General features: G+C 55.9%; 25 protein-coding genes. 10 read left to right on the top strand and 15 right to left on the bottom strand.

The features are described from left to right. Positions 1-95: 95 nt before the first annotated feature. The 3 genes from K0H63_RS18655 to K0H63_RS18645 are packed head-to-tail and all read right to left on the bottom strand — an operon-like array spanning position 96 to position 2,277. Entirely contained in the window at positions 96-425 is a 330-nt protein-coding gene (locus K0H63_RS18655) for a DUF3325 domain-containing protein (protein WP_220065974.1), read from the bottom strand. Beyond that, positions 422-1,981 carry a PepSY-associated TM helix domain-containing protein gene (locus tag K0H63_RS18650; RefSeq protein ID WP_220065973.1) on the bottom strand — a complete coding sequence of 520 codons (1,560 nt, stop codon included), beginning with the start codon at positions 1,979-1,981 and terminating at the stop codon, positions 422-424. The genes K0H63_RS18655 and K0H63_RS18650 overlap by 4 nt, the downstream gene beginning before the upstream one ends. After that, positions 1,978-2,277, bottom strand: a complete 300-nt coding sequence (locus tag K0H63_RS18645; RefSeq protein ID WP_220065972.1) for a hypothetical protein — start codon at positions 2,275-2,277, stop codon at positions 1,978-1,980. Before K0H63_RS18645 ends, K0H63_RS18650 begins: the two co-directional genes overlap by 4 nt. A gap of 201 nt (positions 2,278-2,478) precedes the next feature. Here K0H63_RS18645 and K0H63_RS18640 point away from each other — a divergent pair, with 201 nt between their 5' ends. Both K0H63_RS18640 and K0H63_RS18635 read left to right on the top strand, forming a co-directional pair. Then, the gene (locus K0H63_RS18640; RefSeq protein ID WP_220065971.1) at positions 2,479-3,828 is read left to right on the top strand and encodes a diguanylate cyclase domain-containing protein; all 1,350 of its coding nucleotides are present in this window, start codon (positions 2,479-2,481) and stop codon (positions 3,826-3,828) included. Next, on the top strand, positions 3,825-4,718 hold the full coding sequence (locus K0H63_RS18635; protein ID WP_220065970.1) for a hypothetical protein: 894 nt from the start codon (positions 3,825-3,827) through the stop codon (positions 4,716-4,718). Before K0H63_RS18640 ends, K0H63_RS18635 begins: the two co-directional genes overlap by 4 nt. A gap of 62 nt (positions 4,719-4,780) precedes the next feature. Here the strand turns inward: K0H63_RS18635 and K0H63_RS18630 are convergent, their stop codons facing one another. Further along, complete coding sequence (locus K0H63_RS18630; protein ID WP_220065969.1) at positions 4,781-5,434, bottom strand: DUF2959 domain-containing protein; 654 nt, start codon at positions 5,432-5,434, stop codon at positions 4,781-4,783. A gap of 17 nt (positions 5,435-5,451) precedes the next feature. Beyond that, positions 5,452-5,673: a hypothetical protein gene (locus K0H63_RS18625; RefSeq protein ID WP_011761512.1), complete on the bottom strand. Its 222-nt coding sequence runs from the start codon at positions 5,671-5,673 to the stop codon at positions 5,452-5,454. A gap of 71 nt (positions 5,674-5,744) precedes the next feature. On the opposite strand from K0H63_RS18625, the gene K0H63_RS18620 reads away from it, so the two are divergent. The 7 genes from K0H63_RS18620 (at position 5,745) to K0H63_RS18590 (ending at position 11,317) form a co-directional block, all read left to right on the top strand. Next, positions 5,745-6,740 carry a virulence factor BrkB family protein gene (locus tag K0H63_RS18620; RefSeq protein ID WP_434086735.1) on the top strand — a complete coding sequence of 332 codons (996 nt, stop codon included), beginning with the start codon at positions 5,745-5,747 and terminating at the stop codon, positions 6,738-6,740. Beyond that, on the top strand, positions 6,727-7,692 hold the full coding sequence (locus K0H63_RS18615; RefSeq protein WP_220065967.1) for an alpha/beta fold hydrolase: 966 nt from the start codon (positions 6,727-6,729) through the stop codon (positions 7,690-7,692). Before K0H63_RS18620 ends, K0H63_RS18615 begins: the two co-directional genes overlap by 14 nt. Before the next feature lie 71 nt (positions 7,693-7,763). Further along, entirely contained in the window at positions 7,764-8,201 is a 438-nt protein-coding gene (dtd, locus tag K0H63_RS18610) for a D-aminoacyl-tRNA deacylase (protein ID WP_220065966.1), read from the top strand. Between the two features lies 1 nt (position 8,202). Beyond that, positions 8,203-8,646 (top strand): thioesterase domain-containing protein, encoded by a 444-nt coding sequence (locus K0H63_RS18605; protein ID WP_220065965.1) that lies wholly within the window; start codon positions 8,203-8,205, stop codon positions 8,644-8,646. A gap of 144 nt (positions 8,647-8,790) precedes the next feature. Beyond that, positions 8,791-10,011 carry a S1 family peptidase gene (locus tag K0H63_RS18600; RefSeq protein ID WP_220065964.1) on the top strand — a complete coding sequence of 407 codons (1,221 nt, stop codon included), beginning with the start codon at positions 8,791-8,793 and terminating at the stop codon, positions 10,009-10,011. A 12-nt stretch (positions 10,012-10,023) separates the two neighbouring features. Continuing rightward, positions 10,024-10,569 carry a hypothetical protein gene (locus tag K0H63_RS18595; RefSeq protein WP_220065963.1) on the top strand — a complete coding sequence of 182 codons (546 nt, stop codon included), beginning with the start codon at positions 10,024-10,026 and terminating at the stop codon, positions 10,567-10,569. Positions 10,570-10,726: 157 nt separating this feature from the next. Next, positions 10,727-11,317, top strand: coding sequence for an FMN-dependent NADH-azoreductase (locus K0H63_RS18590; protein WP_220065962.1), 591 nt, complete (start codon positions 10,727-10,729; stop codon positions 11,315-11,317). Here K0H63_RS18590 and K0H63_RS18585 read toward each other — a convergent pair. Further along, positions 11,314-11,520: a hypothetical protein gene (locus K0H63_RS18585; RefSeq protein ID WP_220065961.1), complete on the bottom strand. Its 207-nt coding sequence runs from the start codon at positions 11,518-11,520 to the stop codon at positions 11,314-11,316. The genes K0H63_RS18590 and K0H63_RS18585 overlap by 4 nt on opposite strands. A gap of 3 nt (positions 11,521-11,523) precedes the next feature. Continuing rightward, entirely contained in the window at positions 11,524-11,841 is a 318-nt protein-coding gene (locus K0H63_RS18580) for a rhodanese-like domain-containing protein (RefSeq protein ID WP_220065960.1), read from the bottom strand. Between the two features lie 162 nt (positions 11,842-12,003). On the opposite strand from K0H63_RS18580, the gene K0H63_RS18575 reads away from it, so the two are divergent. Continuing rightward, positions 12,004-13,134, top strand: a complete 1,131-nt coding sequence (locus tag K0H63_RS18575; RefSeq protein ID WP_220065959.1) for an HD domain-containing phosphohydrolase — start codon at positions 12,004-12,006, stop codon at positions 13,132-13,134. 5 nt (positions 13,135-13,139) lie between these two features. Here the strand turns inward: K0H63_RS18575 and K0H63_RS18570 are convergent, their stop codons facing one another. The 8 genes from K0H63_RS18570 to K0H63_RS18535 all read right to left on the bottom strand — a co-directional run bounded on the left by K0H63_RS18570 (position 13,140) and on the right by K0H63_RS18535 (position 21,963). Then, entirely contained in the window at positions 13,140-13,880 is a 741-nt protein-coding gene (locus K0H63_RS18570) for a hypothetical protein (protein ID WP_220065958.1), read from the bottom strand. A gap of 35 nt (positions 13,881-13,915) precedes the next feature. Continuing rightward, the gene (locus tag K0H63_RS18565) at positions 13,916-15,148 is read right to left on the bottom strand and encodes a beta-ketoacyl-ACP synthase (protein ID WP_220065957.1); all 1,233 of its coding nucleotides are present in this window, start codon (positions 15,146-15,148) and stop codon (positions 13,916-13,918) included. Further along, entirely contained in the window at positions 15,145-15,870 is a 726-nt protein-coding gene (locus K0H63_RS18560; RefSeq protein ID WP_220065956.1) for a 3-ketoacyl-ACP reductase FabG2, read from the bottom strand. Before K0H63_RS18560 ends, K0H63_RS18565 begins: the two co-directional genes overlap by 4 nt. A 15-nt stretch (positions 15,871-15,885) precedes the next feature. Then, positions 15,886-16,389, bottom strand: a complete 504-nt coding sequence (locus tag K0H63_RS18555) for a hotdog family protein (RefSeq protein WP_220065955.1) — start codon at positions 16,387-16,389, stop codon at positions 15,886-15,888. After that, entirely contained in the window at positions 16,382-17,539 is a 1,158-nt protein-coding gene (locus tag K0H63_RS18550; RefSeq protein WP_258405727.1) for a beta-ketoacyl-[acyl-carrier-protein] synthase family protein, read from the bottom strand. The genes K0H63_RS18555 and K0H63_RS18550 overlap by 8 nt, the downstream gene beginning before the upstream one ends. A gap of 93 nt (positions 17,540-17,632) precedes the next feature. Continuing rightward, entirely contained in the window at positions 17,633-18,289 is a 657-nt protein-coding gene (locus K0H63_RS18545) for a DUF3261 domain-containing protein (protein ID WP_220065953.1), read from the bottom strand. Then, positions 18,289-19,563 carry an NAD(P)/FAD-dependent oxidoreductase gene (locus tag K0H63_RS18540; RefSeq protein WP_220065952.1) on the bottom strand — a complete coding sequence of 425 codons (1,275 nt, stop codon included), beginning with the start codon at positions 19,561-19,563 and terminating at the stop codon, positions 18,289-18,291. Before K0H63_RS18540 ends, K0H63_RS18545 begins: the two co-directional genes overlap by 1 nt. After that, positions 19,564-21,963: an MMPL family transporter gene (locus K0H63_RS18535; RefSeq protein WP_220065951.1), complete on the bottom strand. Its 2,400-nt coding sequence runs from the start codon at positions 21,961-21,963 to the stop codon at positions 19,564-19,566. Positions 21,964-21,967: the final 4 nt, after the last annotated feature.

Here is a 21,967-nt window from a genome sequence, read left to right as displayed (position 1 = left end):
TGGTAAATTCGCAAAGATACTAAACTAAATAAAAATAATTATCATTAAAAATTGAGTGTATGCTCAAATAGTGAGACACAGATCCTTTTCAGCTCTCAGTAAGCGGCAATAACCAGCAGTAAGAGTGCAGCAGGTATGAGCCAACCGGAGAGCCTGAGTGCCCGGGGTTTGAGGTTAAGCAGTACGCTCTGCCCCATTGCCGCGGGCGCCATCAGGGTAATCAGTAGAATCAGCCCATAGCCGCCATCCAGAGCGATGGCCAAGGCCATTCCCAACGCCAGCACGCCAAGGCCTGCCCCTTGCAGCCATCTGGCCCTGGCATCCGATGGTGGTATGCCGAAAATCGCTCTGTGGTGGCCAAACTGGGAGGCAGCCAGCAAGCCGAAGCTGCCAAAACACAGTAAAAACAGCGCCAGTGCCATCATGCGGTACGCTCCCTCGCCGCCATGGTTGCCCGGGCGGGCACGACGAACTTACGCCGTGCAAAGAGGCAGGTCATGCCGAGCACAATAAAGAGCAGGTCGGCCGACACCAGTACCCATTGGCCGCTGAGCAGATTACCCACCAGCCCCTGTGGTGATGTCAGTGTGTTCAGCACCGGCATCAGCAGCGCCAGCAGTGCCGTTATTCCAAGGAGGGCACGCCATACGGCAGCATCCCGGCGCCATATCGCCGTCAAGCCACACAACAGCAAGCCAAGGAAAAACGCCAGCACCTCGTCTTCAGCCCTGCCGGCGCTGTGCGCCGGAAGCAAACGGTTGGCATAGAAAAACAGTACAGTGCCCAGTGGCAGACCCATAATCGCGCTCAGGTTTAGCCCCTCGACCAGCTTCAGACCCCAGGTATTTCTGCGCTTTTCCCTGAGCTTGGTGGCCCAGAGCAGGCAGCCGCTGGCTATCATGGCGCAGCCCATCAATCCCATCACAAAGCCCAGTATTCGCAGCGGCCAACCGGCGAAACGAGCGGTGTGCAGTGCCATCAGTGTATCGTGCAGCTGCTGACTGCTGCTGGCGTGGTTTGCGCCGGGATTGAGCAGTTTGCCTGTTACACCGTCGAATACCAGTTGTACCCGCTCGTCGGTAATGTCGCGGCCGGTATCCCGGGTGAAAAAGATGCGGGCGTTGGCGTCACCGGGGTGTTGAACCCGAACGTTCTTGATGGCGGCGGACTCGCCCCACAGCTGGCTTACCTGGGGCAACAGCAGGGTCAGGTCCAGGGGTTCCTGTGGCTGACCACTGGCTTTTTGTTGATCGAATCTGGGTGACAATTCCTGACGCATAGCTTTGGTGTCACCGTTCCATACGCTGAGGGTTGCCCAGGGCATATACATCAGCATCAGGGTGATAAGCCCGGTATAGGTGATGGTGAGATGAAACGGCAAGGCCATGACGGCGCTGATATTGTGGGCGTCAAGCCAGGAGCGACTGCCCTTGCGGGGACGGAAACTGAAGAAATCTTTGAAGATGCGCTTATGTATAACAACCCCGGTAATCAGGGCGATAAGCATAAACATGGTGCAGATACCCACCAGATAACGGGCAGTCAGCGCCGACATATAGTGCAGATCGAAATGCAGTCGGTAGAAAAAGTCGCCGCCCTTGGTGTGGCGTGGCTCATCTGCCAGTTCACCACTGAGGGTTATTGGCTGTGAGTGGATGAGCGGGCGTTGGTTTTCCCGCCGCTCAGACCATTGGAATGCCAGATAAGGTTGGCGCTCCTGGGGTAAGGCGATATACCAATCCGGGGCATCCGGCACCCGGGCAGATAAAAAAGCCTGCCCCTGCCGCAAATTTTGCTCGAGGCTCTGGTTCATACCGCTGCCCAGCACCTGGCTGTGCAGTTCGGGTGTGGCATAGAGGCTTAACTCGTGGCGGAAGAAGCTCAGGGTACCGGCAAAAAAGACCAGCAGTAACACCCAGCACACCAGCAAACCGGCCCAGGTGTGCAACCAGGTCATGGTGCGAAAAAAGGTCTCTTTCATGGCGCAGGAGCCTCCAGAAACATCAGACTCAGCAAGAGAGGCGTACTTAACAGCAGGTGCAGCATCAGTGCCTTGGTGCCGCTGCGGGCGGCATAGGCGAAGAGTATCCACAGGGCGAAGATCAAAAACGACAGCATCATGCCAATCAAGGCAGCGTCGGCGCGGGATATGGCACTTATTCGGGGGAGCCACAAGGGCAGGCATGCGGCAAACATGGCCGCGAGACCATAACCACCCAACATCGCCAACAGGCTGCGACCCATTAATTTGCGGATGCTGGCAGACAGGATTGACATGGTGACCCCAGAGAAAGACAGAAAAGAAGCCGATCCTAAAAGATTGCAGTTAAATGATAAACATTCGCAATTAAAATTTACAATGTAAGTTTTTTGTGGCTGGGATGGTAAAACCGGTTGGCGCTTTTACAGATAGGGGTTTCTCAAGCTGCTGATATACAGATATGCTTTAGGTTAAGTCTTTCTCTTGAAAAGTGGTTTATGCAGAGTACCCACTTAGCCCGTACCAAACTCTGGATTGTGGCGTTTGCCATTGTGTACTGGCTCTTATCATTGTTAACGGTGGAATATTTACACCGCAGTTACTTAAGGGATTATCTGGCTGAACAACAACAGTGGTTTTCGCAAAAGTTGTCCCTTATCCGGGCCAACATCGAAGCCAAAGTGAATGCTGACATTTTGTTGGCAGACAGTCTTGCGACCATTTTGAGCTTTAATCCCGACGTCCCCTACAGCAAATGGAATCTGCTCGCAGGCCAACTGGCCGACAAGGGCGAGTACATTCGCAGCATCAGCATTGCCCCCAACGATGTGGTGGCGCTGGTGTATCCCCTTGCCGGTAACGAGTCGGTAATGGGGTTGGATTTTCGGGAAACCCCGGCGCAGATGCCTGCGGTGCTGGAGGCCAGAATGTCCCGACAGATCACCCTCGATGGCCCTATTTCCCTTATCCAGGGTGGCATTGGCTTGATTGCCAGGGCGCCAGTGTTTGCCGATCCCCCTACCAATACCCAATATTGGGGCGTGTGCAGCATAGTGATAGATCTCGACCGCCTGATAAACAGCATCCGGGACGCCGAACTGACTGATGGCATGACGCTGGGCATTCGCACGTTGCAGTATCCCAACACGCGTGGCCCCGTTTTCGTGGGGCAAAACGGTGACTTTGACAATGCCCGGGCTGTAGCTCAGGTGCATTTACTGGGTGCCAACTGGGAGATTGCGCTGGCCGAGCCAGTAGAGCTGAGGTCCTGGGGAGCGACCAATGCAGTGCGTCTTATCGGTTACGGAGTGGCTCTGTTTCTCTTCCTGAGTTTTCTGATGGTGTCCAATGCCTACCGCATGGCCCGCCAGGTGTCATTGCAGGATGTGCTCACGGGTCTGCCGAACAGACGATTTGCCATGTTGCTGCTCAACAAGCTTATCCAGACACCCAATGGCCGCTTTACCGTGGTCAATGTGGATCTCAATTACTTCAAGCAGGTGAACGATAATTTTGGCCATGCAGCCGGCGATGCCATGTTAAAGGCGGTCGCCAAACGTATGCAGTCTGTGCTGCGAAACAGCGACATGGTCGCCCGCCTGGGGGGCGATGAGTTTTTACTGATTCTGCCTCGATTAACCGCATCAGCCGATATCAGCCAGGTGCTGATGAAGGTGCGCCATGCAGCCTGTGAGCAGCCGCTGCACATGGCGGACATCACCCTCAATATCAGTATCAGCATGGGCGCCGCCCGGTATCCTGAGGATGGACAGGATATTACTGAATTGCTGCATGTTGCCGACAAGGCCATGTACGAAGACAAGCAGCGCATCAAAGGGGAAAGATGATGAAGCTGCCAAGGCTATTCCTTGCTGCATTATTGTTGGCGCTGAGCTGGCCCAGTGCCGCCACCGAGCCACTGACGGTGCGTTATGTGGATGCCAGTGTCATGAAACGCAATCCGAACAACGCCTATTTTGGTCAGCTATTGCAACTGGCGCTGGAGAAATCCAAAGCGAAATATGGCCCTTATCAACTGGCACCGCTCGATATCGACATCTCACAGCGGCGCCATTTCAGGGAGCTGAATAACGGCGTTATCAATGTGTTCTGGACCATGACCAATTATCGCCGTGAACTGGATGCGCTGCCGGTACGCGTCCCGCTGATGAAGGGGGTCTACGGGCTCAGGCTGCTGGCTGCCAATGAGCATGATCTGGCGACGCTTGCCGGGGTTCAGGGCCTGGGCGATTTCGCGCCCTTCACCTTCCTTCAGGGGCGTGATTGGCCAGATACGCAAATCCTCAGACTCAACCGGCTGGAAGTCTCGACGGACGTATCTGAAGGCGACATATACGAGTTCACCCGCCGCCACCCGGGCTACCTTTTCCCCAGGGCGGTAACCGAGCTGTATTCAGAAACCGAAAGCCGTAATTTCAGTGAGTTGGCGGGAGAAGAACACCTGCTGATACGTTATCCCGCGGTAATGTATTTCTTCGTCGCCAAACAGGATACCTTATTGGCGCAGCGGTTGGAGTACGGCTTGAAAGCCGCCATGGCAGATGGCAGTTTTGACCAGCTCTTTTACGGCTTTGCCCCCCACAGGGTAGCGCTGAAGCAGGCACAGCTGCATCGACGTAAGCTGCTGACCCTCGATAATCCCCTGCTGCCCGAATCGGCGATGCCGGCTGAGGTGATGAAGCTGCAGGATGAAGTGATAGCCCATCTTGAGCCGTGAACCGCACGGTCACAAAAAAGCCCCCATACGGGGGCTTTTTGCCTTCCATTGCGGCGATAAACTTACTGGCCAGCGGCTTCCATTGCGGCGATAAATTTATTGGACTCGGCGATGGAGCGATTCATCTCCTTGATGAGTCCGGTAATGTCTGTCTTCAAGCTGGTAAATTCTCCCTTGATGGCACCAATGGTCTGGGCATTGAGGTTGTGCTTGAGGTACAGCATGTTGTCTTTCATTGATGTCAGTATGGGTGGCATCTTGCTTTCGGCGCGACGCATGCTGCGCATCAGCGACTCATAGTTACGACGGGTTTCTTTCAGCTTGGTCTGGCTTTTTGAGCGCAGACTGGCCTTGCTGATTTCGGCTATTTCCGCCTGCCATTCATCAAACAGGGCTTCGGCTACATCCTCAACCTTGTCGATGCGGTTTGATACCTCGTCTGCGGCGCTCTGGGCCGCCTCATATTCGTCTTTGGCCTTGTTGTAGGCCTTTTCCAGGTCGCCGCCATCGTGGTTCAGCAGGGCCTGCATTTCTTCCAACGCAGAACTGAACTGTTGCTGGGCTTCTTCCTGAGACTCTTTGGCGTCTTTCACCCGGTCAACCATGATGTCGCGCTTGTGATAGCCAACCTTTTCCATGGCGCCATAGTAAGCACTCTGACAACCACCGAGTAATAAAGCACTGCCAAGCAGCGCCAGCGAGAGAAATTGTTTCATTGCTTGGCTTCCTGTCATCAGTCTGCTTTAAAGCGGGCGGCATCTATGATGGACCACAGATGGGCAATGCCCCCAATGATGGCCGGCACTATCAACCACCAGAGCGCATAGCCGCCGACGGTGATAACAAAGAACAGCAGGGCCGCCATGATACGCCCCTGAAGCAATTGGCCAAGGCCGGGAAAAAAGAGGTTAACCCCTGCGGCGAGGACGTTGCCCGCCGATCCTTGTTGTGACATTGAATCGCTCCTTTAACACTTGTAAAGCAGGTATTGTACGTTTTATTGTACGAACATAAACCGTACCTGTGATGAGCGGCAAGAGAAAACCAGTGAAAAATAAGATAGATGTGAGCCTGATACAGAGCTTTTTTCTGGGGGTTTGGCGATTTGTGCTCCATCTTGTCTCTCGCCTGAAAGAAGACCAAATTAATGTGCGCGCAGGGCACCTTACCTATGTCACCCTCTTGTCGTTGGTGCCCATGGTGGCTGTGACCATGTCGGTATTATCGGCATTCCCGGTGTTTCAGGGCATTCGTGGCACTATAGAAACATTCGTGTACGAAAACATGATCCCCGCCGCCGGTGACACGGTGCAAACCTATATCAACGAATTTGTGAAAAACGCCTCCAAGGGCACGGCCGTGGGGATTGGCTTTTTGGTGGTAGTGGCCATCATGCTGATTTCGGCCATCGATAAGTCTCTCAATGCCATTTGGCGCACCAAAGAAAAGCGCCGTTTTATGGTGGCCTTTTCCATGTACTGGATGGTGCTGACCCTGGGGCCCGTGTTGATGGGGGCCAGTATTGCGGTAACGTCTTATCTGGTGTCCCTGAAAGTACTCAGCGAGGCCGATGTGTATGGGGTGGTGCCCATGCTGATAGAAAAGCTGCCGCTGATGTTTTCCGTTGCCGCGTTTTTGCTGCTGTATATGGCGGTTCCCAATCAGAAGGTGAAATTCCTCCACGCGCTGCTCGGCGCCCTGGTGGCCGCCTTGTTGTTCGAGGCCGGCAAGCGGGGTTTTGCCCTCTACGTCACTACCTTTCCGAGTTATGAGGCCATTTACGGGACTCTGGCGACCATTCCCATCCTCTTTGTCTGGGTGTATCTCTCCTGGACTATAGTGCTCTTTGGCGGTGTTATTGCAGCGGCCTTGCCTGAATACCTGGACTATGACGATGGCGTCGACGATGACGACACCCATGGCAGCCAGGATGCCCCATCGGGTGAAGCCTTGTCATCGCCAGAGGAAAATCCCTCTTCTTCATCAGTCACCAAACCCAAAACCGACAATGACCCGGGTTGAACAGGCACTGCCGCCGCTCATCAGCAGCAAGTGGATTGCCGTTGGTGATGGCCACAGCCTGCATTTGGCGGAGTATGGCAATCCCGATGGCATACCACTTTTGTATCTCCACGGGGGGCCCGGTGCCGGGTGCAGCAGTGATGATGCCCTGCTGTTTGATGGTCGCCATTGGCGCATCTTGCTGCTTGATCAACGTGGTGCCGGTTTATCTCGTCCCCGTGGCGGATTGGACCACAATGGACTGACCCAACTGCTGGCCGATATGGAAGTGTTGCGGGAAACCCTGGGTATCGAACATTGGTGTCTCGCTGGAGGCTCATTCGGTGCCACGCTCGGACTTATCTACAGTGGCCGCCATCCCGACCGCGTTATCGCCCAGAGCTACTGGGGGCTGTTTATCCCTTCCAGTGAGGGTATGGCCTGGCTATACGGCCCGGCGGGTGCCGCCCGACTGTTTCCTGATGAATACAACAGCTTCAGTGCCGGGATCCCGGTAAAGGGGTGGCTGTCATTGCTGTTTGAATATTTCAGCAAGGGGTTTGCGCATGCCAACCAGGCCGTGTCTGAGCGCGCATTCCGCCGCTGGCTGGACTGGGAGCTGGCACTGGCCTATCCCGGTAATCATTTGCTTGGCCCTATCGACTGGCGCTCCCGGGTGCTGGCACTCATTGAATTACACTATGCCCGAAGTGGCTATTTCGACGCAGAAACCGCCTTTGTGGCGGCATTGCCCAACATCCGTGCCCATACCCGCATCCTCCAGGGGGAATGTGATTGGGTGTGCCCTGCCGATATAGCACAGCACTATGGGCCCCTTGGCGCACGACTGGGGCAGGATTTTGAGCTACTTACCGTGGTTGGTGGTTATCACTCCCTTGCCGATGGTCGCATGCACAAGGCGGTGTGCGCTGCCGGAAACTGGATGCTGTCGGTGTGGCATAAACACTGCTGAAGCCTGTGGATGGGATTCAGGGTGCGGCTATGGCACAATCGCCGGGTTTTCCATCAGGCAAGGAATAATCTGTGATTGCATTGATACAAAGGGTCAGCCGTGCCAGCGTCACCGTGGACGGTGAAATCACCGGCGCCATCGAGCAGGGGCTGCTGGTACTGCTGGGGGTTGAGCAGCAGGACGACCGCACCAAGCTGGAGAAATTGGCGCACAAGGTAATGAACTACCGTGTGTTTTCCGACGAAAACGGCAAGATGAATCTTAATGTCTCCCAGGTGGGAGGGGCTTTGCTGGTGGTGTCGCAATTTACTCTGGCTGCCGATACCGGCAGAGGTCTGCGCCCCAGTTTCTCTGGCGCAGGCACGCCAGAGCAAGCCGAGCGCCTGTATGAAGAGTTTGTGGCCCATTGCCGGGCGCAGGGTGTGCCCACCCAAACCGGCCGGTTTGCCGCCGACATGAAGGTGGAGCTGCTGAACGACGGGCCCGTAACCTTTCATTTGCAGGTGTAGCATGACACCAGAACAGATCTTACTGCAGGAGCTGGCAGACACCTGGCACAGCACTATTCCCCTGAGTGCCTTTATGCAAATCTGTCCGCGCAGATACGATGGCATCCAATTTGAAGTCAGTGCCCCCCTCGAGCCCAACATCAATCTGCACCACACCATGTTCGCCGGCAGCATCTATACCCTGATGACTCTGACGGGCTGGGGCATGCTGTGGCTTAAGCAGCGCGAAGCGGGTGTGGAGGGCAGCATAGTGCTGGCCGATGCAGCCGTGCGTTATCTGGCGCCTGTCAGGGGCGCGCCTCTGGCGAAAGTGAGCTGGTCGGGTGACGACATGACGCCCCTCGCCAGGGGCCGCAGAATCAAGGTGACCCTGGTGGTCGAACTTTGGTGTGAAGGGGAGCTGTGTGCCAGCTTCGAAGGACGTTACGTTAGTCTGCCGCACTAATGACAGGAAATTTTTTACAACTTCTGATGGACCTTATTGATGTTACCGTGGTGATTCCCTAGAATCGTCCGGTTAAAAAAATGTTAAATATTTGGTTGCTCGTACGGTATGGAGTGGCCGAAACTGCATCGTAAGGACATCAGTATGCGCTTTCTTTGTCTGGCACTGGCGGTTGCGCTTTGTGCCAACCTGTCCGGGTGTGCCAACACCCGACTTAATGCCAATAAATTGCCAAAAGGTGTGGCAGTCAACAAGTCCATCGCCCTGCCGGTGGATGTCTCTGTGGCCTACTACCTGCCCAAGATCCAAATGGACAGCCGTTTCTATCTGGAAAAGTGGAATATCTGGGTCGAGCCGGGTTCTGCGTTGTCGGACGGTGTTCGTGATGCATTCAATGCTTACTTCAGCAATGCTGTCCTGCTGGACCGCGCCAGTGATGACGCCGTTGGCCTGGTAATAGACCTGGATCCCGAGTGGGAGTTCGTCTCGGGCAAGGCCGTGATGACCTTGAGCTACAAGGTATTGAATGGTGGTGACAAGCCTTTGAAAGAAGGTAAGAAAACCTTCAAAGCCGACATTGGCTATGTGGGCGATAACTCTGGCATGTACAACGCGGCGATGCGGGCAACCCAATTGGTCATTGTGGACGTGCTCAATAGCCTCAAACCCTCCGCGGCCGAATATCCGGCGCAGCTGGCCATGAAGGCGACCAATCCGCTGCAACTGGCCAACATGGAAAAGCCTGTGAGCAGTGGTACCGGGTTTTATATCAATGAAACCGGACAGTTACTGACTGCTGCCCATGTACTTAGGGAATGCATGGTCACCAAGGTGCAGACATCAACTCAGTCCTACGATGCTACTGTGGATGCCAGCTCCACCCTGCTGGATTTGGCAGTAGTGAGCACGGGTGAACCGGCCCAGCGTTACTTGCCGCTGCGCAAGGGCAGTGAAATTTTCCTCGGTGAAGCCGTGACCAACGTGGGTTACCCCCTGCAGGGCCTGCTCGCAGCATCGCCAAACCTGACCCGGGGTAACGTCAGCTCCCTCAATGCCCTCAAAGGTTCCGTTGGCCAGTTCCAGTTCTCGGCGCCAATTCAGCCCGGCTCCAGCGGCGGTCCTGTGGTATCCGATGGCGGTGAACTGCTGGGGGTGACAGTTGCCACGCTCAACGCAGCCAAGCTTATCGAATCCGGCGCCTTGCCACAGAATGTGAACTTTGCCCTCGATGCCAAGCATGTTGCCCGATTCCTCGACAAGCATCAGGTGGCGTTTCATCAGGTAGAGCCGAATCTGAAAGGGGATATTCGCATCAGTAACGATGCTGCCCTGTCGTCTGTGGTGCAGTTGGCCTGTTATCAATAAGGAGTCAGTGACATGAAAGGATTGATATTTGGTGCTCTGGCACTGACCGGACTGATGACCCCTGTAATTGCTCAGGAGCAGGCCCAGACGCAGACGCTCGTGTTGCCACCCGTGCTCTTTGTCAGCACCTTTGACAGCACTGAGCTGTTTGACAAGCTCAAATCCAGCCAGCAGCTCGGCAACATAGATAAAGAAAACCTCGGCACGCCACTGCGCCTGGTGGTGAGCTACAAACTGCAGCCAACAGCGGGTGGCACTGCAGCCGGCCTGACATCGGCCATCCTCGCCGGCAGTTCGCTGGGGATTTTACCCGTGGTAACCAATAACGATCTGGTGTTGACCTATGATTTCCGCGTACACGGCAAATCGGTCAGCCGCATCGAATACCGCGAGAACTTTACCCAGGCGCAAAACATGTATTCCAACCAGTTGGGCGGCCTGGACAAGGACGCCATGGCTTGGGTGCTGTCCACCACGGATAAGTTTGTGGCGGATTTGGTACAAAACCAGGAAGTGAAAACCCTGGTGGAAGAGTACAACTTCTACTTCGGCAGTTAATGCGCGGATGGAAGCGGAAAAGCCAGTCTCTGACTGGCTTTTCTATTTTTTAGAAAGGAATGTCTGATTTATTCTGCTTTTTTTCAATTTTGTGGGCTAATACACTGCAACCATCAAGTTACCCCAGTGGGGATATTCACAGTTTCTTGGAGGTCTTATGTCAAAGGTATTAGTGCTCAAGTCCAGCATTCTTGGTGATTTTTCCCAGTCTGGCCGCTTGATTGATGAATGGGTTGCTGCCCGCCGTGCGAGTGGCGATACAGTGACAGTGCGCGATTTGGCTGCCCAGCCACTGCCGGTGCTGGATGGTGAAATTGCGTTTGGTCTGCGTGGCGGTGAGAGCTTAAGCCCCCGTCAGCAAGAAGCGCTGGCGCTGTCCGATGCCTTGATTGATGAGCTCAAAGCGCACGATCAACTGGTGGTAGCGGCCCCCATGTACAACTTCAGTATTCCCACCCAGCTGAAAAACTGGATTGATCTGGTGGCCCGTGCCGGCGTGACCTTTACCTATACGGCCGAAGGTCCACAGGGGCTTATCCAGGGCAAGCAGGCCATGTTGATCACGACCCGCGGCGGTGTGCACAAGGGCGCAGGCAGCGACCATGTGGTGCCTTATCTGAAAACTGTACTCGGATTTATCGGTATCACAGATGTGGATACCGTGTACGCCGAAGCCCTGAACATGGGGCCGGAAGCGGCAGAGCGTGGCATCAAGGATGCCCGTGACCAGCTGGCGCAGGTGGGTTAATCCCGACTTTCCTTCTCATCATCCTGTTTTTGCCCCTCCTGTTCGAGGGGCATTTTTTTATCGCCGTCGGCCAACATGGGACGACACATGGGACAGCCTTGCCCAGCCGCACTGTACTCTACGTAGCGTACCTTTCTTGAGGCATTGCGCCCCGTGCTGAAGGCAAACCCGGGGGCTTGGTTTTTGGGCGTCTGTGTTGCCATGGCTTAAGCGCCCGCCAGTAAATCCTTGATGGCGCCGCCATTGATGACGGAGCTGAACCCCTTGGCTCTGAGGATATCGCATCCTTTCTGGGCGCGAATACCGGCGCCGCAATAGAGTACCAGTGGCACGGCCTTGTCGGCTTGAGCCGATTGCCAGTGTTCCAGCGTATCCAGGGGAATGTTGAGTGCTTGGGGCAGATGGCCCTGGGCAAATTCGGCCGGACTTCTGACATCCACCAGGGTGGCGCCATATTTTACCAGTTGCCAGCATTCGGCGGGCTGAGCGCTGCCGGATAATCTGGCGAGCATTGAATGCAGCATGCTAACCTCAGTTTAATTAGAGAAAGTTCATAAAGAGTAATCTGATGAACTGAGAAATGCAATTATCGTGACAGAGCGCTCTTTTTTGGCATTGATAGGGCCTGTCCAATAGCCTATGTCCTATAGTTATTCTTTGAGTTTGTTCTCTACAGGGATTGGCGTATGTTCAATTCTGCCGTGGCTATTCCTGCCATTTGGTGGCAGCAGGGAAGTAACGCCAGCGACCGCCTCACACGTATCCACGACCGCCTGCTGGAGGCCTACCCAGAGGTCGACCGTATAGCCTGCGCACTCTACGATCCCCATACCGATCTGCTGAAGACCTTTATCAACAGTACCCGCAGAGGCGAGGCCATTCACGGCTATCAATATCGTCTGAAAGACAGCCTGTCTCTGAGTGAATTGGCCAGTGCTGCTGAGTGTCGGGTGATCCACAATATTCACGCGACGGTAGCACCTGATAACCCTCACTCAGTGTGGCTGTTGCAGCAGGGTTACCAGTCCTCCTTTACGATCCCTTTGTACGACAATGGCCGTTTTATCGGCTTTCTGTTTTTTGACTCTTCCCGGCTGGGAGCCTTTGATACCCGAAAACAGCGGGACATGTTGCTGTACGCCAATCTGGTCAATATGACTCTGAGCAGCGAGCTTAACGCGGTGCGTATCATTCAGGCCTCGGCCCTGGTTGCCCGCGACTTTGCCGATTTACGCGACTTCGAAACCGGCTCGCATTTGGACAGAATGGCCGCTTATTCCAGGTTGATTGCCCGATTTATAGCGGATGAGGAAGGGCTCAGTGATGAGCAAATTGAGCATATTGCGCTGTTTGCTCCGCTCCATGATGTGGGCAAAATTGGCATCCCGGATCGGGTACTGCTTAAGGCCGGTAGCCTGGATGCAGACGAACGGTCGCTCATGCAAACCCACGTAGAAAAGGGAGAGAAGATCATCCACAAGATTTTGGGTGACTTTGGTTTGAGCGATGTACCCGACTCGCAGATCATGCTGAATATTGTGGCCTGCCACCACGAGTATCTCGATGGCAGCGGTTATCCCCGAGGGCTAAAGAGCAACGCGATTCCCATTGAAGCCAGAATCGTCACAGTAGCCGATATCTTTGATGCCTTAAGTTGCCAGCGCCCCTATAAAGCCGCCTGGCCGCTGGAGGCGTGTTTTAAAGAGCTGGAACGCATGGTGGAGGCGGGTAAATTGGAGGGGCGCTGCGTGGCGGCGCTGAAGGCATCACGCCCGGAAATAGAAGACATCATGGCGCGCCTGAACGACGCGCCATGATGGGATCAGTAATGTTGTGCCAGCGCTTTTTTGGTGTGCTTGGCGACTTTTTTGAAGGGGCTCAGGGTCAGTTTTTTCAGCAGGGGTTTGTATTTTTCGTCACCGCTGCTCGCCAGCACCTTGGCGTACCAGGCATAGACATCCTGGGATTCATTGTCCTGGGTCAGCAAGCGTGGGTTTTCCAGCTCGGCGGCAATAATGTCCATCAAAAATGGCTCGTTATTCCTCTGGTTGGCCATGTAACGTACCGATCTGGCCATGAGTCCTAAATCGCTGCTCTTGAGGCCATTGGCCAGCATGTTGGTGCGTTGGCTTTGTCCTTCGGTGAAGGTGGCCGAGTTGGTGATCACCGGATTCCAGAGTTCAAATAACTGCAATTCCACAATCGATTTTTTGGCATAGCCGCGCACCTTGCGGTGATGATCGCCTTGTTCAATATTTTTCAGAGTTGTCAGGTATTTGGGGTTTCCTGAGTAGCCGAGGGCTTTCATCAGCCAGGCGCTTTCATCCACACCATCCCTGTCGGTGGCATAGGGCAGGCTCTCAATGAGTCGCTGCTCAACCTCGTCAAAAATCTCGGGATCGCTGAGGCCTGCAAGTACCAGAGTCTCGATGGCCCTGTGCTGGGCAACCTCATTATTTCCTTTGAAGATTTCAATGTATTCCGCCTTGGTGTATTCCTTGGCCGCTATGGCCTGTGGTAACCAGGCCATACTCAGCAGTAAAACCAGTGCAACTTTTCTCATGTGTTCTCCTGTCGTCCTGTTTGGAGTTGGCTGCTCTATGCCCGCCAGCGTTTAAAAATCAGTGAGGTATTGATGCCGCCGAAGGCGAAGTTATTGCTCATCACATAGTCCGTTTCAAGCTGGCGCAGTTCGCCACGGATATAGTCGAGCTCACCGCAGTCGGGGTCGATTTGTTCAAGATTGATGGTGGGCGCGAACCAGCCCTCATTCATCATCATAATGCTGCACCAGGCTTCCAGTGCGCCGCAGGCACCCAGGGTGTGGCCTGTGTAACTCTTCAGTGACGAAATAGGCATACGGCTGCCGAACACGGCGGAGGTGGCACGGGTTTCGGCCACATCGCCCCTGTCGGTGGCGGTGCCGTGGGCGTTCACATAGCCTATGGCATCGGCGTCCAGCGCGGCATCTTTCAGCGCCAGACGGATTGCCCCTTCCATGGTGGTCGCATTGGGCTGTGTCACGTGCAGGCCGTCGCTGTTGGTGCCAAAGCCAATGAGTTCGGCATAAATATGGGCGCCGCGGGCCCGGGCGTGTTCCAGCTCTTCCAGCACCAGGGTGCAGGCGCCTTCACCTATTACCAGGCCATCTCTGTGTTTATCGAATGGCCTCGGCGTCAGCTCAGGGGTGGCGTTTTGGGTGCTGGTGGCAAACAGGGTGTCGAACACCACGGCTTCGCTGGGGCAAAGTTCTTCGCCGCCACCGGCCAGCATGGCGGTTTGCATGCCGTACTTGATGGCTTCATAGGCGTAACCTATGCCCTGGCTGCCAGAGGTGCAGGCACTGGAAGTGGTATGAATGCGGCCTTGAAGACCGAAATACACCCCCACGTTGACCGCCGTGGTGTGGGCCATCATGCGAATGTAGCTGGTGGCATCTATGCCGGACATATCGCCGCTGTCGAGCATGCGGCCAAAGCCAATCAGGGGATCGGTGCTGCCGGTGGACGAGCCGTAGGCTATGCCCACTTCGCCTGAGGTCAGAAAGTCGCTGCCAAGCAGGCCTGCATCCTCCAGCGCCAGTTCACTGGCCCGGGTTGCCATCAAAGACACCCGCCCCATGGAGCGGATTTTTTTGCGCGAATAGTGGGCTGGCACGGTAAAGTCGGTCACAGGCGCGGCCAGACGGGTGTTGAGGTTATCGAACCTGTCCCACTCGTCCATGCATGCCACCTTGTTTTGCATGGCCTTAAGGCTTGCCGCAATCGATGACCAGTCATGGCCGAGGCTGCTGATGCCGCCAAAGCCTGTGACCACAACCCGGCGGCTCACAGCATGCCTCCGTTCACCGAAATCACCTGACGGGTGATGTAGGCGGCATCATCGGACATCAAGAATCCCGCCAGTGCGGCGATTTCTTCCGGCTTGCCCATGCGGCGCATCGGCACCAGCTGGTCGACCATGTCGGTGGGGAATTCGCTTACCATGTCGGTTTCAATCAGGCCGGGGGCGATGCAGTTAACGGTGATCTTGCGCTTGGCGAGCTCCAGCGACAGCGCCTTGGTGGCGCCGATAAGCCCGGCCTTGGAGGCACTGTAGTTTACCTGACCACGGTTTCCGGCAATGCCGGATACAGATGCCAAAGTGATGATGCGCCCGCCCTTACGGCTTTGGATCATCGGCATCACAGTGGGCTGCACCACGTTGTAAAAACCGTCGAGGTTGGTGTGAATAACGCTGTCCCACTCATCATCGGTCATGGCCGGAAAGGCGGTGTCGCGGTTGATGCCGGCATTGAGCACCACGCCATAGTAGGCGCCGCTTGTGTCGATATCGGCTTCAATGGCGGCGCGCACGGCTGCTCGGTCGGCCACATCAAATTTCAGCAGGCTGACCTTCACGCCAAGGGCGGCAATCTCGCTTGATGTTGCTTCGGCAGCATTCAGGTTTGAGTGGTAATGCACTGCAATATCATAGCCTTGAGATGCAAGGCGCAGGGCAATGGCCTTGCCAATGCCGCGGCTGGAACCTGTCACCAGGACTCTTTTAGTCATTGTTATGCTCCTGTGCTAGATACTGGTAGAAGAGCCTTGGCTCTCACGAATATAGGCGTCTGTGTCCTGAGGCTGGAACACATTGACGTTGGCCTCGGCGACCATAGTGGCGCCATGGAAAATGCGGCAGTCGAATACCGCAAGGCCGGTGTCTTCCTGATAAAGGCGTTTCACTTCAGTGGTGTAGGTTTCGCCCTTTGCAAACACTGCAAGTGGCATGGACAGCTTGCGCGACCCCAGCAAAAAACCGACCTGAATGGGTTCGCCACGCAGGGTGGCTTCGACCCCGGCGAGCGCCGCAATGCTCTGGGCCATGTACTCTATGCCCACATAGTTGGGCACGCCGCCCAGCGCCTCATCAAAATAGGGGCTTGCGTCGCTGATATGGGTGGCGGTAAGCAGGCTATCGTGGCCGTGCTCCAGCACCTCGTCAATCAGCACCATGGGGCGGCGATGGGGCAAAAAGGTTTCCACGTCGATGCTGGAAAGCGGCGCGCCATCCCAAAGCTTGTCAGTCATGCAGGCCTCCACGGCTGAAAATCAAACTGGCATTGCTGCCGCCAAAGGCAAAGGAGTTGCTCATCACATGGCGAATGGGGCCTTGGTTTGCCTGGGGCTTGCTGGAAGGCATAGGCACCAGCGGTAACTGTGGATCGTTGGTGTCGGCTATGCCGTCCCACACCTGAGGTGGCAGGCTGCGATTGCCTTCGCTTAACAGCAGCACGCAAAAGGCGGCTTCAATGGCACCGGCGGCGCCGAGAGCATGGCCGGTAAGCGGCTTGGTGGAGCTGCAGGGTGGCAAATGGCCTTCAAATACGGCACAAACCGCGCGGCTTTCCATGGCGTCGTTTTTCGGCGTGGCGGTGCCGTGCAGGTTAATGTAATCGATGTCGGATGGCTTAAGGCCTGCGTCTTTGAGTGCTGCGCCCATGGCATCGATGGCGCCGCGTCCTTCTGGATGAGGTGCTGAAATATGATGGGCATCGCCGGACTCGCCGCAGCCGCTGAGCAAAACCGGGCCGTCGCCGCGAACCAGGGTAAACAGCGCCGCGCCTTCACCTATGTTGATGCCATCGCGATTGGCACTGAAGGGATTGCAGTGGCCTTTGGAGACAGACTCCAGCGCATCGAAGCCGTTGACTGTGAGACGACAAAGGCTGTCGACGCCGCCCACAATCACCATGTCGCACAGCTTGGCATTGAGTAATCGCTTGGCGCTGGCAAACACCTTGGCGCTGGATGAGCAGGCGGTTGACAGTGTGTAGCAGGGACCATCGAGTTCAAAGTACTGACGCAGAAAGTCGCTGGTACTGCCAAGCTCCTGCTGGAAGTAATGATAATCGGCGGGAAATTCACCGTGCTCGGCGTGGTAGGCCAGGGCCTCTTCGCCCTTGGCAATGCCGGAGGTGGAGGTGCCGAGCACCACGCCGATGCGATTTTTGCCGAAACTGGCGATAGCCCGGGCAACCGTGGGCGCGATCTGCTCGGCGGCGGCCAGCAACAATTGGTTGTTTCGGCAGTCAAATTGCGCCATGGCATCGGGTAATTGCGGCAAATCTTGTGTTACTTCGCCCACCAGGGTGGAGCCAGTTGCCAGCAGGTCGGCACGCAGCACCATACCACTGATGTCCCCAGCAAGGAGGCGCGGCAGGATCTCGCCTGCACTCATCCCAAGGGGAGTGCATAAACCTGTGTCTGTGATGGCTATCTGAGTCACTGTGTTTCTTCCTAAACTTTACAACTGAAAATGCACCTGCCCGGGTCAAGCCAGGGGGGTTATTTTCAGCTTCATCCCGGCTGAAGGCATTTCGAGTATTATCGTGGCGAGCCAGGGTTCCTGATGACTGTAACTGATGTGCACTATGCCGCCATCTTCCGGTGATGTCAGTATCCTGCATCGACGCTGAGGGCAGCTTTGTTCGCTCACCTGCCCACCCGACAGGGCGGCATTGAGCTCCTGTTCGGGCCAATAAATAAGTTGCAGCAGGGCAATCAGGTACTCGGCCCGGAAATTGTCACCAAGCAGCACACTCTGCTCACTTTTCAATTGGTTGCCATCAAAACTTACGTCAAAAAGCGGTTGCCCCATGGGCGCCAAACCTACCACCGAGAGGCGCTGGCCATCGAGTTCGAGCTGGCTTAAGAGTTCGTGGCGTTTGCCATTAATTTCTATGCTGACTTTCTGGGTCTGGCTCTGATTCTTCGGTGTTGGCGCTGGCGTTGTTGCGGGTGCCTTGGGAGCCCGTTGCGGCTTTGGGGCGTCCGGATTCTCCTTTAGCTCCTTTGCCTGTACAGGGAGGGGGGCCAAACAGTAATTCACATTGGTGGACAGGCCGAGACAGGTTTGGCGCAGCAACAGCTGAGTACAGCCGGTGGCGGCCAAAAGCAGGAAACATGTCAGCAGCAGTCGTAATTTCATTAAGCCATCCCTTGAGCTTCGGCCTTGGCCTCGCGGCACAATTCTACCACCATATTCAGGCGTCTTTGCGATTCTTTCACGAAGGGGTTTTCCGTATCCCATGCGTATCCGGCGAGGATAGAGCAGATCATTTGCTTGATGGTGGGGTTGGGATTTTCAAAGAAGATCACTTCCTGGAAAGTGCCTTCGTACCAGGCCTGCACATAGGTGCGAAAACAGTTCACGCCTGTCATCAGCGGCTTGGCATATTCGCTTTCCCAGTCGACCTGTTCGCCATTCAGTTGCTTAAGCAAGGTGCGGGCGGCGAGAGAGGCGGACTGCATGGCAATGGTCACCCCGGAGGAGAACACCGGGTCGAGGAACTCACCTGCGTTACCAAGGAGGGCGAACTTGTCGCTGGCAAGCTGGCTTACATTGGCCGAATAACCTTTAAGTTCGGCGCACTGCTGCACCACCACTGCATCTTTCAGCAGCGCTTTAAGGCCCGGCTCTTCGCGCACCACCTGCATCAGTTTGTCTTCCAGGCTGCCATCAAGGCGCGCCAGCAGATGGGGCTCGGCTACGACACCCAGAGAGCAGCGGCCGTTGCTGAACGGGATCAGCCAATACCAGATGTCTTTGTGTTCTGGGTGGACGCTTATCAGAATCTTATTACGGTCGAAATTGGCATCGCTGATGTTGTCTTCGACGTGGGTAAAAATCGCCATCCGTGACGGCAAATTAGAGGGGCGCTCCAGATCCAAAAGCCGTGGCAGCACCCGGCCAAAACCACTGGCATCCAACATAAATTCGGCTTCGACCTGATAGCTGTCACCCGCTTCAGTGCTGACAAAGAGGCTTGGCTTGCCACTGATGTCGATGCGCTCAACCGTGTGGCCGTAGCGGATTTCCACGCCCTGGGCCTCGGCTGTATCGGCCAGCAGCTTGTCGAAGTTACCGCGCTGCACCTGGAAGGTGGTGCCATGGCCAGCGGTGAACTTGTCGGTAAAGTCGAAGGTGGTGTAGGCACCATTGCGACGGAACGCCGCGCCATTCTTGAATTGGAAACCGGCGGCATTGACCGCCTCCAGCATGCCGGCCTCTTCGATAAAGTTCATGCAGCAGGGCAGCAGGCTCTCGCCAATGGAAAAGCGCGGGAAGTGTTGCCGCTCCAGCACCAGCACCCGTTTACCGGCCTTGTGCAGCAGGCTGGCCGCAATAGCGCCGGAGGGGCCTGCGCCGATAATCACAACATCCACAGCCATATCGAGCGGCTTGCTATTTCCAGAGTGCATCTAGTTCAGTTTCCTTTTAAACGTGTGAATGAGGGGCGAGAGCAGCAGGGTAAAGCCAATCCCGAGGGCCAGCGTGAGGCCAAAATAGTGTATTGCCGGGGTGTTACTGAGTGCCAGCAGACCAAAGGCGAGGGTGGTAGAGCTGGCTGACAACAGCACCGCCAGCATGACTCTGTGGCCATCCTCCCGGTTTTCATCTTTGGCGAAAAACAGGCTGTAATCGACGCCTATGCCAAATATCAGCAGCAGCGCCAGTGCATGGAATAAAGTCAGTGGCGAACCCAGCAGCCCCAGCTGCGACAGGCTGAGCAGTGCCGCCAGCGCCGGTACTGCCACCATGGCTGCGGCAAGTTTCCAGGGGTGACGCAGGGCAAACACCCCAAAGGCGATAAAGAGTGCCAGCGCCAGCAGCCACAGGGTGGTTTGGCGATACTCTCCCATCAATTTGGAGATGTCGCCCACCTTATCTACCAGGGTTACCCCCGGCAGAGTCGCTACCGCTTGGTTAAGTGCCGGTAAGTCCTGAATGCCGCCAAGCAGCACCATGGCGCCCCATTCCAGGGTCGCTGATTCTGGAGCGCTGGCATCTTTAGCCGTGGGTTCAAGCAGCAGCGGCTTGAGGCTTGCCCCCAGCGCAGTGGCAAAAAAAGCATCCGCTTCGATGGGCGTTTGGGCACCGGCCTGGTATTTGGCCCGAAGCTTTGCTTCGAGCTCAGGCTCCAGCCCCAAGCGCGCGACTATGTCACCAAGCCTTGGGCCATAGATTTGTTGTTGCAGGCGATAGTCCTCAAGCTGCCGCGCCCTGGATGGCAGGTAATCGGCAAGGTTCACATGGCTTTGCAGCAGTTGGTCTTTCTCGGCCTGAGCGAGTACAGGCGCGAGGGCTTCGAGTCTTTCGAGCAGCGCCTGCATCGACTCGGCCCGCACCAGCAAAAACTGATTATCCACTCCGCCCGAGAGCAGGGTTCGAACTTTGGCTTCTTCGGCCATCAGCGCGTCTGAGCCCTGCTGCAGGCTGCGGATATCATCGCGGGTTTGCAGCTTGCCAAGCCCAGCGGTGCCAACAACAAGGATGAGCAGGCCTGCCACGGCCAGCGCCTTGGGGCCTGTGGCTTCGAACGGCGAAAGAAAACGAGAGGCCAGCTTGATGGCCGAACCTGAGCCCTGAATACGGCTACCCGCCAGGGCCGGATAGGCAAGATACAAAGTCAGATATGCGCCAATAAGGCCGCCGCCGCAAAAGGCCGCAACCTGCTGCATGCCCGGAAAAGGAGTGAAGCCCAGCGCCAGATAGGCGAGCACGCTGGTGGTCAGTGCCAGCGTCAGTGCTGGCAGAATGCGGCTCAGCGTTTGGCCTGCACGCTCATTGCGGCCGATGCGCTCGGCATAAAAATGGAAACTGTAGTCGATGGCAATGCCAATCAGCGAGGTGCCAAACACCAAGGTGAGCAAGTGTAATTTGCCGAAAATCAGGATGGTGAACAGGCTGGCGCTCAGCATGGCGCTGGCAAGGGTAAGGCTTGCCATCAGCAGCGGCATCAGTGAGCGGAAGCTCAGTAGCACCAGCAGCACCACGCCGGCCAGCGACAGTGAGCCAATCAGGGATACCTCGGCCTTGGCGCTTTGGGTGGCTTCAAGGGCGTGGAACAGGGCGCCGGCCTTAAGCAGGCTCAGCTGCATGCCCTGGTTTACCCTGGTGAAGGCGGCATTGATGGCACTGAGCTGCGCTTCCTGCGCTTTGGGGCTGAATACGCTGTCTTTGCCCTTGGCCATGATGATGGCGGCAGTTTGACCGCCTGAGTTGCCAAGTAAGATACCGTCTTCCTCACCGAGGCGATGGCCTTTACCAAAGCCCTGCATCAGCGCCGGAAACAGCAACAAGGGGTCTTCGCTGATAAGTTCGCTGCTGGCAAAACCGAAGGCGCTGTAGAGGGCGATTTCGGCCTGCTTGATGAGCACATCGAGCTTGCCGTTTTCCAGCAGCGTGCGTTGTGATTCGGTCAGTAGATTAAAACGAGCCGGAAAGTAGAGCCGGTAAATTTCTTTGGGGTCCAGTTCGCTGCCGCTGCGCACCGATGCGAACGCGCTGGAAGCGGCAAGTTCGGCCATCATGGCCTTGGCGGCTTCGATGGTTGCGGCTTTGTCTTCGCCTGTCAGCACCAGATAGCTTTCGTTGGCGAGCCGGGTCTCGAGACTGTCAAGTGCGCGGCTGGTGAGGGCATCCTGCTGCAAATGGGGCAGCATGGCGAGAATGTCGGTTTCGACCACATCCCTGTTACTGAGGGTTTTAACGCCGAAAACGACGGCTGCGGCGAGCAACAATAGCCAGAGCACGAGCCTGAGCCCTGCGCGGCCTGCAGTTTGTGGCTTATCTGTGATTTCGCTTCCCCCAAGCACCATCTAA

It is taken from the genome of Shewanella zhangzhouensis (genome assembly GCF_019457615.1).
Classification (GTDB): domain Bacteria; phylum Pseudomonadota; class Gammaproteobacteria; order Enterobacterales; family Shewanellaceae; genus Shewanella; species Shewanella zhangzhouensis.
Note: the sequence above shows the minus strand (reverse complement) of the source record. Positions and strands in the feature narration are given on the sequence as shown.

What these genes read in the sequence shown, in the direction of transcription:
- K0H63_RS18535 (WP_220065951.1), bottom strand. Translation starts at nt 21,963, where the DNA reads ATGGTGCTTGGGGGAAGCGAAATCACAGATAAGCCACAAACTGCAGGC.
- K0H63_RS18655 (WP_220065974.1), bottom strand. Translation starts at nt 425, where the DNA reads ATGATGGCACTGGCGCTGTTTTTACTGTGTTTTGGCAGCTTCGGCTTG.
- K0H63_RS18595 (WP_220065963.1), top strand. Translation starts at nt 10,024, where the DNA reads ATGAAAGGATTGATATTTGGTGCTCTGGCACTGACCGGACTGATGACC.
- K0H63_RS18600 (WP_220065964.1), top strand. Translation starts at nt 8,791, where the DNA reads ATGCGCTTTCTTTGTCTGGCACTGGCGGTTGCGCTTTGTGCCAACCTG.
- K0H63_RS18560 (WP_220065956.1), bottom strand. Translation starts at nt 15,870, where the DNA reads ATGACTAAAAGAGTCCTGGTGACAGGTTCCAGCCGCGGCATTGGCAAG.
- K0H63_RS18605 (WP_220065965.1), top strand. Translation starts at nt 8,203, where the DNA reads ATGACACCAGAACAGATCTTACTGCAGGAGCTGGCAGACACCTGGCAC.
- K0H63_RS18615 (WP_220065967.1), top strand. Translation starts at nt 6,727, where the DNA reads ATGACCCGGGTTGAACAGGCACTGCCGCCGCTCATCAGCAGCAAGTGG.
- K0H63_RS18620 (WP_434086735.1), top strand. Translation starts at nt 5,745, where the DNA reads ATGAGCGGCAAGAGAAAACCAGTGAAAAATAAGATAGATGTGAGCCTG.
- K0H63_RS18540 (WP_220065952.1), bottom strand. Translation starts at nt 19,563, where the DNA reads ATGCACTCTGGAAATAGCAAGCCGCTCGATATGGCTGTGGATGTTGTG.
- K0H63_RS18625 (WP_011761512.1), bottom strand. Translation starts at nt 5,673, where the DNA reads ATGTCACAACAAGGATCGGCGGGCAACGTCCTCGCCGCAGGGGTTAAC.
- K0H63_RS18590 (WP_220065962.1), top strand. Translation starts at nt 10,727, where the DNA reads ATGTCAAAGGTATTAGTGCTCAAGTCCAGCATTCTTGGTGATTTTTCC.
- K0H63_RS18585 (WP_220065961.1), bottom strand. Translation starts at nt 11,520, where the DNA reads ATGGCAACACAGACGCCCAAAAACCAAGCCCCCGGGTTTGCCTTCAGC.
- K0H63_RS18575 (WP_220065959.1), top strand. Translation starts at nt 12,004, where the DNA reads ATGTTCAATTCTGCCGTGGCTATTCCTGCCATTTGGTGGCAGCAGGGA.
- K0H63_RS18640 (WP_220065971.1), top strand. Translation starts at nt 2,479, where the DNA reads ATGCAGAGTACCCACTTAGCCCGTACCAAACTCTGGATTGTGGCGTTT.
- K0H63_RS18555 (WP_220065955.1), bottom strand. Translation starts at nt 16,389, where the DNA reads ATGACTGACAAGCTTTGGGATGGCGCGCCGCTTTCCAGCATCGACGTG.
- K0H63_RS18570 (WP_220065958.1), bottom strand. Translation starts at nt 13,880, where the DNA reads ATGAGAAAAGTTGCACTGGTTTTACTGCTGAGTATGGCCTGGTTACCA.
- K0H63_RS18630 (WP_220065969.1), bottom strand. Translation starts at nt 5,434, where the DNA reads ATGAAACAATTTCTCTCGCTGGCGCTGCTTGGCAGTGCTTTATTACTC.
- K0H63_RS18635 (WP_220065970.1), top strand. Translation starts at nt 3,825, where the DNA reads ATGATGAAGCTGCCAAGGCTATTCCTTGCTGCATTATTGTTGGCGCTG.
- K0H63_RS18645 (WP_220065972.1), bottom strand. Translation starts at nt 2,277, where the DNA reads ATGTCAATCCTGTCTGCCAGCATCCGCAAATTAATGGGTCGCAGCCTG.
- K0H63_RS18650 (WP_220065973.1), bottom strand. Translation starts at nt 1,981, where the DNA reads ATGAAAGAGACCTTTTTTCGCACCATGACCTGGTTGCACACCTGGGCC.
- K0H63_RS18550 (WP_258405727.1), bottom strand. Translation starts at nt 17,539, where the DNA reads ATGAGTGCAGGCGAGATCCTGCCGCGCCTCCTTGCTGGGGACATCAGT.
- K0H63_RS18545 (WP_220065953.1), bottom strand. Translation starts at nt 18,289, where the DNA reads ATGAAATTACGACTGCTGCTGACATGTTTCCTGCTTTTGGCCGCCACC.
- K0H63_RS18580 (WP_220065960.1), bottom strand. Translation starts at nt 11,841, where the DNA reads ATGCTGCATTCAATGCTCGCCAGATTATCCGGCAGCGCTCAGCCCGCC.